This window comes from Desulfallas sp. Bu1-1 (assembly GCF_015594625.1).
GTDB lineage: Bacteria > Bacillota > Desulfotomaculia > Desulfotomaculales > Desulfallaceae > JADNRQ01.
Map to the genome: position 1 here is coordinate 19474 of NZ_JADNRQ010000002.1, position 15629 is coordinate 35102.

Here is a 15629-nt window from a genome sequence, read left to right on the forward strand (position 1 = left end):
CCTTAAGGTGGGTTTTTCCTACCCGTCTGGGCGAATTTTCCGCCTGGTTTTTTCGCTTTTGGCATGTTGGCCGAAATTTGTCTTTCAGCTTAACTTAAATACCTTGGGGAATATAATCTTTGTTATGCGTACTAACGGTCATGTATTCCAGAGGCCACCAAGTCCTGAGGGTATGGCCGGCCTTAGTATTGCTTGCAATTATTACGCCCGGGCAAGCCGAGTCACGCTTTCCTTAGTCTCGGGGGTGTGGCCCGGCACACTTCGAGGCTTGTCTTCTCTGTGCCTGCTATGGTAATACTTTGTTAGGCAAAGCAGTCCGGTTTACATTAGAGTGGGCCTAACTTAGGGAAAGTTATACTGTTAATAATTCTGTAATGCCAGTATAATAATTCCTTTATATAACCCAATAGTAATGCATGTTTTAGAAAAACGTAATTAATTTTTCCGGTATAATATTCATCCCAATACCGCTCTGTATAATCAGGATCCGAATGTTGCAAGATTCCGTTATAAATATAATCGAACTCACAGTTCTGTAAAACTGTTCTGACAGCTCTCACTCTTTCACCAAGAATTCGTGCAAATAAGTCAGTTATATCTCCGGTTTTTACATGTTCAACTATAATTGATAACCCAATACTCGGGTCCCGGTTCTTTAATTTTTGGTAACAGAAGCCATGAATCCTTGTATAAAATATAGAATCATTTTGATTAGCAATAATTGTTCTGTACTCGTTAAGTACATGTCGAATGTAGTCAATATTTTTAAGATAGAATTTCCCCTGCAGTTTAATTATTTCTATAGCATCAAGTATTGGCAAATGTTCATACTTTGTTACAAATGATACTTGCTGGGCACGTTCCAATGCGGTCAATATATCAGTTGGTGCAGAATGTTTAAAGGTAAAACGAAAACTCCCCTCAACTTTTGTCTCTTGTATTGTTTCAGAAGATTGAATAATATTTTTTACGTCGTCAATAGTAGCTGAAATCTTTTTTATTATCTTTTCTGGCATCTCGTTTTCTGATACTATCTTAAATACTTCTATTTTTATCAACTCCCCATCGGACTATTTCGCCTAACTATTAGGGTTTACGAACACATTTTTGTTTGAAATATGCATTAAGCTTCCCTTACATCCTCAAGTGGAAAACCCACGCACATAGGCTCCCGACCCTCTTCCTGAGCAGTCTGCCATTCTTCTTCTGTACAGACGCAAACAATTTTTCTCCTAGCTAGGGTTGTTACTGCTACCACTCTTCTCAGAAGTTCTTTGCCGCCATAGGCGTTTATTCTAACCAAATCACCAGGTTTCATAAGCCTTATCCCCTTCCTTCACATTTTTAATAAACTATGTCATACCCGGAAAATTCCACGTGTCATCGGTGTGCACAACTGGCTGTCCCTTAAAGCCAATCTTGAAAGCACCCACTACAAGGTTCCCAAAAGGGCACCATCTCCTGTCGGTTTTTAAACAGTACCTGTCACTTTTTTTGATTAACCTGGGTATTAGACACAAAAACCTTTCCACCAATACCGGGTCGAATTTCAAACCGGCGCACCTTTTTAATTCCTCGATTGCTTCCCCGGTGAGAAATTGCTTTCCTGTGTGGGCGGTCATTAGTCATGGCATCGTAAGCGTCAGCAATGACCAGGATGCGGCATTCCATTCGCGCCAGAGATAATAATTTCCAGTCATAAGGTAAAATAAAAAGTGGAGCAGGATGATGCGCGGCCCTCGTTCACCAGGTGGTGGACGGGGGCTAAATTAATTTATCCCGGACCCGGGCCGGGTGAAATACACCACGCTGACGGCCCGGGGAATATGTAGGATTGTAGTTGGGTGAGGTTTTCACTGCATAATTATATAAAAGTTTTTATAAATTAATAAGAGGCCTTAAGGCAGCGCTGCCATCTTCCAAGGGAAGGTAGTGAGGAAATGCTTACTATTAAAATACGAATTCTAATACTTACCCTACAAATTTTTATTGTTTTGTAATGAACGATTAACCTTTCCAATGGGTAGGCGAAAGGCCTATCCAACCCCAAGAATAAATAAAAATAGGAATGCATCAAAAAACAAACTTCCCTAAAGCAGTTGTCTTTTAGTATCATGGTAAGTAAGCATCTCAGTTTTATTGGTTCTCAAACTGTTTTTTTATGGAATTACTTTTTGGTTGTAACTGAAATCCAACCGTAGGCGTTAATTCTCTTTCATTCTCAAACTTATAGGTTAGAACCAATAATCTTAAACACGTACCAAGCAACATTACAGCATAAATAATGGTAAACCAAAAAAAATAATTTATGATTAATGATATAATAAAAACTTTGAGCTCTGATATCGACCAATTAGTATACAAGCTAAGGTATAAAGATAGAAATAAAACTAATGTGAATCCAACCAAGGCACCATTAAAATAAAATACAAACACAATATTAATAAGATGATCAAATTTATCTTCAGTATTAATGTTTTTCAATATTTTATTGCTTATTGTGCCAGAAATAATTGCTAGCCCGCCCACCAAAAAACCCAGGACACCTAACAATCCAGCCGATAGGGTTAGTAGTGCCATTCCTATTAACGAACAAAAATTTTGTGTGCTATTAGTTTGGTATATTTCCCTAATGATCATAGAAAAAATTATCGCCAATACAAGTGATACAAAAGCTTCTTTACTCTTAATTAAATCTCTCCACTTTTTTGATGTGAAGATAAGATTAATAAATCTATTTTTTTTATAATAATACTCTATATTTTTTGGCGATAAATTTTCTCCCACGGGAGTCCCTCCATGTTATTCAATCTTTACTGTCGACTTAGCTGTTGTCAATTCAGCTATTCCGCTTTTAGCATAATTAGGAATTTCTGATAAGGAATCTTTATGTAGATCCGGGATAGATTTAGTAAATGGCGCCTCTTCGCTGCTGGTAAGTACAGTGCGCACTCCTTCATTATCTTTGCCAGTCACTTTCATTTCACCGTATCCCTTGCTAACTGCTACAATCATTTTATTAAGGTATTTAGATGCAATATTAATTCCCTTCTTTGCTGTTCCCCCCAACCTGATTGAAAATTTAGTTGCCCATGTTTCCTTTATTTCATCTGATTTTGTACTGAATAAAGCATCGAAGTCTTCTTTATCGCCATTTGGGGGAACAATATTAATATCTACAATACTTATATTTGCAAATTTCATAATTTTCTCCCTTAACTGGTTGATGTTTTTTTCCAAATAAAGCTCTACTTCAATATCGGGCACACACTTTTCAAGAAGGGTTTTAAACATACTTATAAACATTTGATGACCAAAATCCCTCTTTGGTACAAATGCAATTTCCTCTGTTTTTAAATCAAAATAAAATGTTACATAAGTTGCATTATTTTCATTAAACTGTTCTATAACATCATCTTTAACTTCATCGTAACTAATATTGACCCCGGGGCTTACTAAAACTATTCTACCGGTGATTGAAAAATCGCTAGTGTTTTTTTCAAGAGTAATAAATTTATATTTTTTATTCTCTTCTATATATATTACTTTTTCGCTAAGGTCTTGGAAAATTTGATTTAGTAATTTTTCTTTTAGAGATTCATCGTCATAAACTTCGTATATTTGAGAATTAAAATTAAGCTTAGCAAAATACATTGTAGACACTTAAACCAACCTCCTACACTTTTTTGTGCAGGATTCTTTAAAATACGTAGCAATACCTCCTATTTATAAACATAATTATACAACAAATTAACCTAAAAAACTTCATAATACGACAATATTTAATCCCACCCCCGCTCCAACACCCACCCCTCACCCTCCCGAATCAAATCACACACCATCCCCTGCCGCGTCTCACACCGGTAACGCGTCGGCCCGGGCACTTTCCACCACTCCAGCCGGGAGGGCAAATCTTCGTGTACAACGCAACTGATCACTTGGTACCAGCGCCTGCGCCAGCGGAAAGCGACAGGACGGCCGCCGCGGATTTGGGCTTCGATCGGCTGGCGGTAAAGTTTGGTCATAGTATCACCCGGGTATATTATAACAGAACGCATGTTCCCAGGGAAAGATGGTAATTATTTTTCGCCAAACCAACCACCATCTTTGGCATCTCAACCAGCGCAATTGGGCAGAATCCAGAAAAAGGCAAATCCATCCTAGACAACAACTTTCCGCGAGAACTTCTTTTTTGTTTGCTGCTTCCACCACTCTTTCCATAGAATGTCCCCCAAAAATGTAACTACAGTCTGCCCGGTCCGGCGGTCATCTACCGCAACTGAAAGCCCATTGTATGTATATTCGCGCAACCCTCCCGGCAATGCTCGAGTAACCTTGCCCTTTTCAACTATGCGAGCCAATTCACATCTGAGTACATCGTCCGGTTCGTTACGTCCATACCATTGCATTAACCTGTTACGGTACTGATCTACCGCATGGTCTGTTACCGAAATATACGGTTTAAGGTGCTGTGCAAGTTCCGTAAATGATTTTAAACGCATTATTTCATCCCCCCTTCCCAAGTTCCATATTAGTTAATTCATATAAAGAGATTTTATTATTTCTCGCTTTTTCTTTTTATCCTCGTATGCGGACCAATCACTCATCCCGGGCGATTCCTTTTTCGGGGTAGACATACCGGCAGGTTTTTCCCCTCGGTTGGCAATAGCCTGAACTACAGCCTTCAAGTATAAAAGTGGCTTGTGAATCTCCTGGACGGTGGTTGCAAGGGCAAGTTCCTGGATGGCTTCAAGGACGATGTCGTAACCATAACGGTTGTACAAAGCACCTATGAAGGCGTAATCTCCCCTGGTTTCTTTCACACCTTCTACCGCGCGGTATTCCTTAACCAGCTCGGCGATCAGTTCTTTTTTTGTCGGCAACTCACCGGTTTTTGCGCTCCCCTGATCCATAGTTCTGATTTCTTCACCTGCTGCATCTGCTACACCCGCCTGTGGGTGGCTATCGGAATTATTATTTTCATGAGACAGGATACTGCCAGCGCAAGAGGCATGAAATGCCGATGCGCTGTTGTTTGGTTCTGAACGTAGTGAAGAACCAAACAACTTATTTTCTTCACTGGGTATTGTTATCTGAGTATTGTTAGAGGCTGTCACAGCACCCACCCTGGTGCTATGAGCACCCACCTGGGTGCTGTGAGCACCTACCCCGGTGCTATGAGCACCTACCCCCTCTAAATTGGCAGGGTGGGTGCTATGAGCACCTACCCCTTCTGTATTAGCAGGCTTGGTGCCACGGGTACCTTCCCTGTCTAATTCGTTTTCAGGCGGATCGCAAAGAATATAGACGTTGCTCATGTTTTCTCCATTATCTTTGATGCGAGTAATTTTTTTTAACCAACCCTTCTGCTCTAATTCGTTAATGACTCTTTTGGCCGTATCCCGGCTGATTCCGCAATCCTTGGCAATCTTGTTGTATGATGGCCAGGATTTGCGCCCATTATCGGCACATTTTGCCAGGTATAGCCTTACAAGCTTGGCATGTGCACTAAGGTCTGATTCAAAAACCTCGTTGTAGTCCCAGAACCAACCGCGTTTCCGACCGTCCTCCAAATATGTATTTAATTCGGTAAAAGTCACTGTTTTGTCCATGGCGTCACCCCCAAAAAAAAGAGCAATAGGCTCTTAACCTATCGCTCTTCGCAGAATTAAGGAGTGCTTTGATAACCAATCAACCCAAGGACTCCGCCAACCAATTTTTCGGCCATAAAAACAAAGATCATACAGATTACAAAACCGGCAAGCATTCTCTTTGCAAACATCATTTTATTTGGGTCCCCGCTTGCTCCCCAGAAAACGAAACCTGCCCACATGATAAAAATTACGGCCAGGATTCCAAAAATACTCCTGATCAGGGTAACCAAGTTCGTGCCGAGTGCGTCAATTTCTGTTTGAATAACGTCGCCGCCCGGCTGGGCATAACCGTTAACAGTGTCCATTATGCCGGCATGGGCCACATTAAAGGCCATAAGTGTAAGCATTAACAGGAGAATAATGATAGTTGTTGTTTTTTGGCTCAACTCAAGCGCCTCCTCTTTGAATAGATTTGTAGTTGTGATCCAAAAATTAACTCTGTGTTCCCACCTCCTTAAAGCAATTTGGCCATAAAATTAAAAAAACCAGACGGCTAATAACTAACCGCCCGGTTGTTATGCTGTGAACCGCTGGCCAGAAACAATAAATATTCCTGAATTACGTCCGGGACTGTTGATTCTTCCATAATTAAATCGCTTAATTCGTCCAATTCCTCTAAAATGTCCTCAATAATCTTCTCATTTGATTGCAATTCCTGATTTTTGTTTTTACGTTTTAGGTATTTGTTGGTATAAAAGCTCTTAATAGCCAAAATTCTTTGCCGGGCCTCCTCAGGAGAAAGCCATTCCTCAACAACAGCTAAAGCTAAACCGGCAATCTCTTCACGTAATGCGCCTATTAATTTATTTAATTCTCGAAGGTTGTTTTGCATTGTTTCACCTCAATTGATTAAATAATTTTTCGGGAAAAACTTAACTGTAGGGCGACCGCGCTCGGGCTTAATATGAACCGATCTGATCATATCGTTTTGCAGAAGGGTTAAGAGCACTTTTTCAATAATTTCTCCGGGCAGACTTAACGCCCGCGTAATATCCCTTTTGGTTGCGCCTTCCGTTTTTTTTGTTATAACCGAGAGAACGCGCGAAGCATGATAATCATAATCAATAACTGCTTGGCTTGGAATTGTATTATACTCGTCTCTGATAAGTAGTTCTGTCATTCTCTTAACCAGAATTACCGCGTATTCTTCAGGAAGATTGTTGTTTTCTAAGATTTCTTTAATTAACTTGGCCTGGCGTGTTTTTGCGTTCAACAACTGGGCCTCAGCCATCGTAAAAGACGCTTTGCCGGGCAACTCGTATTTGCCGGTTTTTCTAATAGCTGGTATTACTTCATGTGTAACCCACCGCCTGAACGCCCTTGCTTCCGGCTTGCGGCTGCTGAAAATTAAATTATATAGTCCATACTCATTAACGGCCAACATTTTTTGAGGGCCACCAAGGGTGTCCATTAAAATGGACGCCCTTTCGTCACTATCCAAACCAGCTATTACATCCCTGTATTTGCTTATCTGCAATATCTCGCAAACATCTTTGGCTACAAAATAAATCTGGCCATCTACAACCTTTGTTCTTACTGGCTTTTCCTTGTATTGAAAAATTCTCTGGAGACTGATGCTCATGATACATTCCCCCTGTTAATAAATAGCAATAATTCCAGAAAACTATTTTCGTCGGTATTTTCGTCGGTATCCTTTTTTGACGAAAATAACCTTACAGCGCCAAGGGCTGAGCTATTTTTGTCAGTAAAAATTTTTGTCTTTCACCACCCCCCTATCCCTGCCCTGTGTTACCGTACTTCAGAATTGTATAACAATTTATATTAATAATACCGAGGGGGGGTTATAGAGACAAAATGACAGTATTATAAAATTGCCTCCAAACCCTTGCGGCTGTAGGCTTATAATTGTCACAAACCCAATTGTCAAAAATACCGACGAAATTGCGTAAACCCTTGATATTACTAGGTTATTTTTGTCAGTAGCCCATACCGACGAAAATACTGACAAAAATAGTTTTTTGTTAAATCAGGTAATATTTAACTGTTGGTCTGCCCCTGCCGTGGGCTGACCTGGCGCTGGCTATTTTTCCTGAGTCCGTCAGGTAAGCAATCGCATCTGCGAACATTGTTTTGGGAATACAGATTGTCCTTAAAATATCCCGCTGTGTGGCTCCAGGGTTGTTTTCGATCACTCTCAATACTCTCTGGCAGAGGCGTTCAAAATTGGAAAAACCCAGGCGTTCAATTACAAGCCTTGCGCTCTCAAAAAAGCAGTCCGCATATTCACAGCCGATTAAAATAGCATCTTTTGACAGGGAGCTTATAATTTCGCCCGGATTCTTATCGGCTTCAAACAGCAGCGCAAGTTTCAAGGCAACCGTTTCAATCCTGATACCATACGGTATCAGTTCCGCAGGAGATTTTTTAATTTTTTCTCTGAAGGAATGAAACCATTCCGCATACGTGTTATAGGCTTTACCTGATTCAAGAACAACGGAGCCCCTAGTTTTGGTGAGAAGCTTTAAATATGTCACAAGTTCGTCAGGAACCACCAGCTTGGGAGGAACAGGGTAAGGTTCCCTTGGGGTTCCCAGGATAAATTGAAAACGCGGGAGAAATCCACCGCTGGAGTCGTCGTCCCTGACGTGAGTTTCAAACCATTCGATAGTGCTGGCTCCCAAAATACAAATGTAGGGATGAATTATTTTAAACTCTATAACTCTACCTTTGGAATCTTTGCGGGTTCGTCTGAATTCAACGGGGCAGTCGTATAATTCAGTAATATCCTGTTTGAATCCTATGGAATAACTACGGTTAAGCGACCCCAGCCAGCCGCCCAGCTCGCTCAAAGCAAAAAGACCCTGGGGGTATTTTGCCATGCTTTCGTAAAAACTTTCGGGAGTGAGACGATCAGGAAACGTGCCAACCCCGGCTTTTTCGCATAATGTCCTCGCAAGGGATACGCTTGTAGATTTCCTTAAAAGAGTGGATTCGCCCATGAGTGAAAGCCAGAGATTGGAGAAAATTCGGTTATTAAGGACAATATTTCTTCCTACGGCTGCGCTCATTGAGATTAATGCACCCCCTGCAAGAAACTGCAGGGGAGCGTCGGTTGTCTTGGCGGCCCAATCGACGAATTTTGGTAGGAATGTGCCCTTTAAAGGAAAAGATGGTATTCCATTGTCCGCCCTTTTACCCTCGCGCGGCTCTATTGCCTTGAGCAATTTTATCCGACCTCCCCTTATTGCAAGCGATGCCCTTTGCTTGGATTACTAATAACATTTCATATACCGCCCGCTCAAACTCGAGAAATGCTGCCGCCAAACGCTGCTTACTGTTTACTGAACTGCGCATTTTGGCTAGTGCTTCTTCAACCCTACATATTGCTTTACTCAGGGAAGGTTCCTTTTGTGCGGCTTTTTTTGCCGCTATAAGCACGGCCTCCGGGCCGTGGTTTTGTATTAAGTCCATCAATTTTTTTCTGAACTTAAACTCATTTGACATAGGCAAGACCCCTTTTGGGTGGTTTTGTTTTTTCTAACGCCAATTCGATTTCAGCCAGCCGCCCGTCCAAGGTTTCGCTTTTTAAAACAATCACCTGAACTCTCCCGCTTTCCTGCAGAAGTTTAACTTCCCGCCGGATAAATAGGTCCACTTCGATGTGCCGGTCTTTCAGCCGGAACCCGTCTTCGCCGGCCAATACTACCGGTGGGACATAAACCAGTAAATCGAGGTTTTTCCAGGCGTGGAGCCGGGCCTTAAAAATATAGCGGCTGGCTTCGCTTTTAAAATCCTGGTTATTACCCAAGTACAGCTGCCAGTACGCGATGCTGTCCAGTGCGCTGCGGTCGGCAATGAAGCCACTGGGATATTTCATTTGTTCCGCAATCTGGCGTTCCAGTATCTCCCACTGAAAAGTTTTTGCCAGCCTCGGGTTGCGTAGAAGTTGGTTGCATTCCATCAGACCCATTTCCGCCGCAACTAGGCGGGCCTGCTCGGTGATCAGGGGTAAACCCGTTCTGTTGGATAATACTTGTGCAAGGGTGGTTTTTCCGGTTCCGTGAGTTCCGGTTATGGCAATTCGCAATATGTAACACCTCCTGAAAAAAAAATAACCCGCCGTTAAGCGGGTTAACACGACGGGGCGATGAGTCCGCCGCCGCCACCTGCCCCAAACATGGCGGCTTCCGATAAAAAAATCCAGAGCGCTCAGCCCTGGATATTGTGAAAACTGAATATGTTACCTATAGGTTCAAATTGGACAGTAGTAACTGCGCTCTGGGGCGCCGTACCGTCCAGCAAGGCGACCTTGATGGCGGGGATGACTATGCCGTCCAGTGAGTCGTTGTCCGATGAGCAACAGTGGAATTCGACATCGTAACCACGCTCCAGCATGGCCTCTCCGATTTTGCGCATGAAGGTTGATTTTCCCACCCCGGGGCCGCCTTTAATGACAAAGATCCTGTTGGCTTCCTGCTGGTCAATGATGTAATCGTAGAAAGAGTAAAATCCCTGGCTGGTATTGCCACCGGGAAAAACTTTTTTCAGTTTTCCTTTCGGCAACTGATGTTCCCCCTTTTACTAGCGCCTGTTAGAAAAATGCTTGGTACGGGAGCACCTTTGATCCCGCGCAACATAATCTTCGCATGGCGCATTGACTTAATTGTGGCCGGAGTAATTTCTACTGCAGAAGACACCATGGAGCAGATTTTCCTGGCCATGGCGCCTTTATTTGGATTGATATTGTTAAATTGGGCCACCTCTGACTTTATAATATGCCTGGTTGCACCTAAATGCTCAGCAAAACGGCCCATAGCCTGTGTCATATTATGACTAAAGGGGAACAAAATGCCAACTCTAATTTTGTTGATTACACCCACACTTGATTCCAGGTGGTAACGTGATGCCCTGTTCCTCCAGGAAATGTTCGGCTTGGTGGCCAAGGTAGTGGATAATCACCTGGTTTTCGCCCGCGTCAACATCAACCAGGTTTGATATAAATGCCCCGTTTTTCAATAATTTTTATTGCCGGTTCCATGTTCATCCCCCGCTAAAAGATTTCACTAAAAGATAAAGCAGGATTATAATAATTCCCATCCAGACTAAAACCACAACCGCCGTTGCCGCCCGGCTGGGTGAAGCGTGGAATTTACGCCGGGCGCGCTCCCTGCAGTCCGCCAGCACGGGGGAAGGGATCATGCGCATGGCTATGCTGATGCCAAGCGGCACCAGCACAACATCGTCCAGGTAGCCCAGCACGGGGATAAAATCGGGAATCAGGTCCACCGGGCTGAAGGCATAAGCCACCACAAGGGCGGCAAATAGCTTTCCGTACCATGGGACGCGAGGGTCGCGATAGGCCAGGTAAAGCACGTAGAGCTCTGTTTTTAACTTGCGAGCGCGCCTGATCCAGCGCTTGATCACACCCAAAATTAAACCTCCACAATTTATACCAGATCGGTATATAGTTCCGGGCGCCTGCCGGCGAGGTAGAAGCTATGGCGCATGGAGCGTGATTCCCCGCGCCGGATGAGGTTGATCATCTCCGGTTCCAGGTCCACTACAAGCATGTTCTCCCGGTTGTCGAACGATTCGGCGATGATGTTACCCTTGGGGTCGATTACCAGCGCGCCGCCGCAAAAACTGTGACCAGTGCCATCCTCCCCCACCAGGTTGCACGCGGCCAGGTAAACCGCATTGTCGTAAGCCCGGGCGATCATGTATTTAAGCCATATTTCCCTTCGGTCACCCACGATGGTGGGCGAGGCGTGGGGTGCGAATATTATTTCTGCGCCTTTAAGGGATAAAATAGTCGTCACTTCGGGAAAATGCAGGTCCCAGCATATTTCGACGCCCAGGATAGCCTTTTCGGACTTGAATACTGTCAGCTCGTTACCGGGTGTAAAATATGGTTTTTCACTGCTACCCAGGTGTGTCTTCCGGTATCTGCTTATTTTCCCGTCCGGGTAGGCGACAAGGTGGGTAATATACGGGTTGTTCGTACCGGAGTTTTCCGCCATTCCCACCATAATAATCAACCCGTGTTTCCGGGCCATGTACGTAACCCTGTTGGAGGAAGGACCAGGAATTGGTTCGGCAGTCGGCCCGGATTTATCCCGGCTGTAGCCCTGCAGGCATAATTCGGGAAAACAAATGATATCCACTTTTTGAGCCGACGCTTTCCGGGTAAAATGCTCTATTTTTTGCAAGTTATGGTCTATGTCGCCAAACTTTGATTCCATCTGAACCAGTGCTATCCGTGTTTGTAACATGAACTTGCTCCTGTTATACAACCTTTTTTATATCTTATCATAGATTGACCACCGGTTGTATGTAATAGATTCGGCTTTACCGGTGCCCGGCGATTTTTGGCCTGAAGTGCGTTCTGCTTGCCGCCGCGCCCCTGATTAAGCGAAAAAGTTCTTCTTTGTTTTGGGGCACGGGTACGTTTTCCGGTAATAACTCGCCGTTGACCAGTTCACGGTACACCTCCATCACCCAGGGAGAGGTCAAACCGCATTGTCGCAGCAGTTCCCGGTTTGCAAAAATTTCCCTGGGCGTTCCCTCCCCGGCGATTGTACCTTGCTTGAGCAAAAAAATATAATCGGCCCAACTGTAGGCTAGATCGACATCATGGGTGGAAAGGATCAGGGTTTTGCCCTGCTCATTCAAGCGGTATAACAAATCCATGATTTTACGGGTCATTTGGGGGTCAAGACAGGCGGTGGGCTCATCGAAAATAATGACCTTGGGATTCATAGACAGTACGCCGGCTATGGATACTCGTTTCTTTTGCCCGTAACTAAGAAAATGGGTCGGTTTTTTTCCCAAATCTTCAATCTCAGTTTCCAGCATGGCCTGTTTTGATCTTGCCAGCGCCTCTTCCGGAGTTAAACCGAGGTTTAAAGGCCCGAAGGATACATCCTGCAGAACGCTGGCGGAAAACAGCTGGCCGTCGGGGTCCTGGAAAACAATGCCTACATTTTGGCGCAGTTCCAGAAGTGAGCGATGCCGGTAGTTTAATTCCTTCCCCATAAATATGATTTTCCCTCGCTGGGGGCGCATGATGCCGTTGAAATGCAAAAAAAGGGTGGATTTGCCGGCGCCGTTGGCACCAAGAACGGCGATTTTTTGACCCTCTACTATTTTCATGGTTAAACCTTTAAGTGCTTCGGTGCCGTCTGGGTAACAATAATCTATTTCCCTGGCTTCAAGAATATATTGATTCATAACAAATAACCTCCTGTATATAATGAAGATACTACCAAAGCACCGTCAATAATAATAATGAGCAAGATGTTATGCGCGGACCAACTAAGGCGCTCGTCTACAAAATGAAGTTTTCCGGCATAACACCGTGAGGCCAGGGAATCATACATGGTCTGTGAATACTGGTATGATTTAACAAACAGGGACAAAACCAGCTGGCTTAAGGAAGCATAGCTGGTGCGTATATTTTTATAGCCCAAACGGGATGATTGTGCGGTATAAATTTTCATGGTCATTTCAAGTAAGGTAAAAATAAACCGGTAGATGAGCACCATTAATTCCAATACCAAGGTGGGTACCAAAAGTTTTTTTAAAATGGCTATAATATCAGTCAAGGGGGTGGTTAAGGATAGAAAATATAAACAGGATACCGCTCCCAGTGAACGTAAAAACAGGTCTATCGCATGCTCAAGATTCTGCTTGGATATCCCAACGACGTAAGAACCCAGTTTAACGGCCCACAGAAAATCCTGCCCCTCACGAGATATGGAAATTGCAACCAGTACAACACCAATCATTAAAAACGAACCCGGCAACAGCATTAGTTTTAAATAAAACCGCCAGGGTATACCAGCCAGAAAAACTACAGCCCCGGCCATCAAAACAATGATGGCCAGGGATGTTATGGTTGATGGCAATACCAGGCCAATTGTAATGGTTAAAGCAAAAAAGGCAAACTTTTCACCACGATGTACCGATGCAAGTTTATTGTTATAAGCGTAATGGTCGATTAATAACATCATTTATCTCTTTCCGCCTTCTTTTTACCATGCATGTAGCCGAAGTAATAACAAATAAAACCAGCCCCCAGCGCTCCCTGCAGGGCAAAAAGAAGACTTTCAATTTCCCCGCTGGGAGGTTCCCAGATTGAAGTGAACCAGGGTTTATAATCGGGATTAATATTGGTAATAACCTCTTCCGCTTCACCGTCGGCTCCACCGAATTCTGCATCGCTGGCGTAAATCAACGGGAATACGGCTAACGCTATAACCAAGACAAGTAAAAATATATTGGTGCTTTTTTTATAGCTCATTTAACGCACCTCCTCCTGGATTACCGAAAGTTCTATGAGTTCATTCTTACTGTAATTGTAAATTAAATTAAATACGAGAACAGTCAGTAATCCTTCGCTAATAGCCAGTGGAATCTGGGTAACGGCAAATATTGAAGCAAACTTATAGAAAGAAGCCATCACCCCTCCAATCGAATCGGGAAAGGCCAGGGCCAGTTGTAAAGACGTAGTGACATAAGTCATCAAGTCACCGATGGCGGCCCCTAGAAAAACAGACAACCACAGAGGAGCACTGGCACGCTTGCTTAATTTATAAATGCCGTATGCAACCAGCGGGCCAACCACAGCCATGGAAAAGGCATTGGCGCCCAGGGTGGTGATTCCACCATGAGCCAGTAAAAGTGCCTGGAAGAGCAATACAATACTACCCAAAACCGACATGGCAGCGGGACCGAACAGAATGGCTCCCAACCCTACTCCCGTGGGGTGTGAACAACTACCAGTCACTGACGGTATTTTAAGGGCCGAAAGGGCAAAAGCAAAAGCACCGGCGAAGGCTAACAGCATTTTAAATTTTGGATTTAAACTAACAGTTTTTTTAATAGAAATCAGCCCCACGACAAAAAAAGGAAGACTGAATAAATACCATAATCCGGACCACGTAGCCGGCAAATAACCTTCCATAATATGCATAGCATATGCTAAATTAGGTGCAGCTAAAATTATTAAAAGTATATAAATAAACAATATCATAGTTAATTTACGATTGAACATCTTTGACATCTCCTCATACTGTGAAGTTATAAAGGAAAATTGGCCTGTAAAATTTTAATAATTTCTTCCCACCCAAATTCGTATTCACTGGAGTAGCTGCTGCGTTTAACAATAACCACAGGAATTTTCAAGGATAAGGCGGCATCAATTTTGGTATCGGTACCGCCGGCTTTGCCGCTGTCTTTGGTTACAATCACGGAGGCCTTGTACATTTTAAAAAGTGCTTTATTAATTTGTTTGGAAAAAGGACCCTGCATGGCCACAATATCTTTGGATTTAATGCCCAGGTCCTGACATTTTTTTATTACCCTGTGTTCGGGCAGTACCCTTACCACCAGCCGTACATCATGGGTCTTTTTGAGTTCGACAAAAAGCTCCAGGTCATGGCTGCCGGTGGTTAAAAAAATGTTTTTGCCCAAACTGGCGGCTTTTTCCGCAGCTTCTTGCATCGAATAGACTGGATAAATTAGTTCACTTGGCTGGATACTGGTTTCTTCTCTTCTAACCCGCAGGTACATAATATTCCGCTCAGCGCACGTTTTAATTAATTCCTTATCTTGCAAGCAAACAAAGGGATGTCGAGCATCGACAACAGCTACCACATTCATTTCTGCCAGCCATGCATCAACGTTAACCGGAAGTTTGTCCCTGACCAGAAGAGCGCCGTCTTCTACAGCCAGTTCCCTGCCGTAACCGGTTGATGCCACCACCCCCACTTGATAGCCTTTTTGTGATAGCGCCTGTGTAATTTTTCTTCCGTCACCCGTACCGGATAGAATTAAAATCAATAAATTTTCACCTCTACCTTCAATACGCAAAAAACCCCGTGTTCACCGGGGGTATAATCATGTCGGCCGCAAGCAAGCCATAGTTCAAGCACCCCCTAATCTACATAATGTTAGCGGTGTGTTTGAACAGGCCCGGCCTGCTGGTTCGGGTTTGCGGCCCCAAGTATATTT

At 43.6% G+C, this 15629-nt stretch carries 19 protein-coding genes and 2 pseudogenes; all 21 read right to left on the reverse strand.

Translation table 11 applies throughout. From position 1 onward, the window contains the following. Positions 1-326: 326 nt before the first annotated feature. The 21 genes and pseudogenes from IT084_RS02605 to cobK all read right to left on the reverse strand — a co-directional run bounded on the left by IT084_RS02605 (position 327) and on the right by cobK (position 15458). The gene (locus tag IT084_RS02605; protein ID WP_195710861.1) at positions 327-1058 is read right to left on the reverse strand and encodes a hypothetical protein; all 732 of its coding nucleotides are present in this window, start codon (positions 1056-1058) and stop codon (positions 327-329) included. A 65-nt stretch (positions 1059-1123) separates the two neighbouring features. Continuing rightward, positions 1124-1318, reverse strand: a complete 195-nt coding sequence (locus IT084_RS02610; RefSeq protein WP_195710863.1) for a hypothetical protein — start codon at positions 1316-1318, stop codon at positions 1124-1126. Between the two features lie 818 nt (positions 1319-2136). Then, a complete protein-coding gene (locus IT084_RS02615) occupies positions 2137-2787 on the reverse strand; it encodes a hypothetical protein (protein ID WP_195710865.1) in 651 nt (216 codons plus the stop codon). Between the two features lie 15 nt (positions 2788-2802). Beyond that, complete coding sequence (locus IT084_RS02620) at positions 2803-3663, reverse strand: DUF4747 family protein (protein ID WP_195710867.1); 861 nt, start codon at positions 3661-3663, stop codon at positions 2803-2805. A 119-nt stretch (positions 3664-3782) separates the two neighbouring features. After that, positions 3783-4025 carry a nucleotidyltransferase gene (locus IT084_RS02625; RefSeq protein ID WP_195710869.1) on the reverse strand — a complete coding sequence of 81 codons (243 nt, stop codon included), beginning with the start codon at positions 4023-4025 and terminating at the stop codon, positions 3783-3785. A 135-nt stretch (positions 4026-4160) separates the two neighbouring features. After that, a complete protein-coding gene (locus IT084_RS02630; RefSeq protein ID WP_195710871.1) occupies positions 4161-4502 on the reverse strand; it encodes a hypothetical protein in 342 nt (113 codons plus the stop codon). A 33-nt stretch (positions 4503-4535) separates the two neighbouring features. Next, positions 4536-5612 (reverse strand): helix-turn-helix domain-containing protein, encoded by a 1077-nt coding sequence (locus tag IT084_RS02635; protein ID WP_195710873.1) that lies wholly within the window; start codon positions 5610-5612, stop codon positions 4536-4538. A gap of 56 nt (positions 5613-5668) precedes the next feature. Further along, complete coding sequence (locus IT084_RS02640) at positions 5669-6040, reverse strand: hypothetical protein (RefSeq protein WP_195710875.1); 372 nt, start codon at positions 6038-6040, stop codon at positions 5669-5671. Positions 6041-6147: 107 nt separating this feature from the next. Further along, positions 6148-6486: a hypothetical protein gene (locus tag IT084_RS02645; RefSeq protein WP_195710877.1), complete on the reverse strand. Its 339-nt coding sequence runs from the start codon at positions 6484-6486 to the stop codon at positions 6148-6150. Between the two features lie 9 nt (positions 6487-6495). Then, the gene (locus tag IT084_RS02650) at positions 6496-7236 is read right to left on the reverse strand and encodes a BRO family protein (RefSeq protein WP_195710880.1); all 741 of its coding nucleotides are present in this window, start codon (positions 7234-7236) and stop codon (positions 6496-6498) included. A gap of 400 nt (positions 7237-7636) precedes the next feature. After that, positions 7637-8839, reverse strand: coding sequence for a hypothetical protein (locus tag IT084_RS02655; RefSeq protein ID WP_195710882.1), 1203 nt, complete (start codon positions 8837-8839; stop codon positions 7637-7639). Beyond that, on the reverse strand, positions 8808-9119 hold the full coding sequence (locus IT084_RS02660; RefSeq protein ID WP_195710884.1) for a hypothetical protein: 312 nt from the start codon (positions 9117-9119) through the stop codon (positions 8808-8810). The genes IT084_RS02655 and IT084_RS02660 overlap by 32 nt, the downstream gene beginning before the upstream one ends. Further along, positions 9109-9702 carry an AAA family ATPase gene (locus tag IT084_RS02665; RefSeq protein ID WP_195710886.1) on the reverse strand — a complete coding sequence of 198 codons (594 nt, stop codon included), beginning with the start codon at positions 9700-9702 and terminating at the stop codon, positions 9109-9111. The genes IT084_RS02660 and IT084_RS02665 overlap by 11 nt, the downstream gene beginning before the upstream one ends. 194 nt (positions 9703-9896) lie before the next feature. Then, a pseudogene (locus tag IT084_RS02670) lies at positions 9897-10178 on the reverse strand (hypothetical protein); the annotation flags it as partial. Positions 10179-10822: 644 nt separating this feature from the next. Next, a pseudogene (locus tag IT084_RS18955) lies at positions 10823-10979 on the reverse strand (YkvA family protein); the annotation flags it as partial. A gap of 83 nt (positions 10980-11062) precedes the next feature. Then, positions 11063-11887 carry a nitrilase family protein gene (locus IT084_RS02680; RefSeq protein WP_195710892.1) on the reverse strand — a complete coding sequence of 275 codons (825 nt, stop codon included), beginning with the start codon at positions 11885-11887 and terminating at the stop codon, positions 11063-11065. 76 nt (positions 11888-11963) lie between these two features. Next, the gene (locus IT084_RS02685) at positions 11964-12845 is read right to left on the reverse strand and encodes an energy-coupling factor ABC transporter ATP-binding protein (protein WP_195710895.1); all 882 of its coding nucleotides are present in this window, start codon (positions 12843-12845) and stop codon (positions 11964-11966) included. After that, a complete protein-coding gene (gene cbiQ, locus IT084_RS02690; RefSeq protein ID WP_195710897.1) occupies positions 12842-13627 on the reverse strand; it encodes a cobalt ECF transporter T component CbiQ in 786 nt (261 codons plus the stop codon). The genes IT084_RS02685 and cbiQ overlap by 4 nt, the downstream gene beginning before the upstream one ends. Then, positions 13624-13917 carry an energy-coupling factor ABC transporter substrate-binding protein gene (locus IT084_RS02695; RefSeq protein ID WP_195710899.1) on the reverse strand — a complete coding sequence of 98 codons (294 nt, stop codon included), beginning with the start codon at positions 13915-13917 and terminating at the stop codon, positions 13624-13626. The genes cbiQ and IT084_RS02695 overlap by 4 nt, the downstream gene beginning before the upstream one ends. Next, on the reverse strand, positions 13918-14670 hold the full coding sequence (locus IT084_RS02700; RefSeq protein ID WP_195710901.1) for an energy-coupling factor ABC transporter permease: 753 nt from the start codon (positions 14668-14670) through the stop codon (positions 13918-13920). Positions 14671-14696: 26 nt separating this feature from the next. After that, a complete protein-coding gene (cobK, locus tag IT084_RS02705) occupies positions 14697-15458 on the reverse strand; it encodes a precorrin-6A reductase (RefSeq protein ID WP_207744386.1) in 762 nt (253 codons plus the stop codon). Positions 15459-15629: the final 171 nt, after the last annotated feature.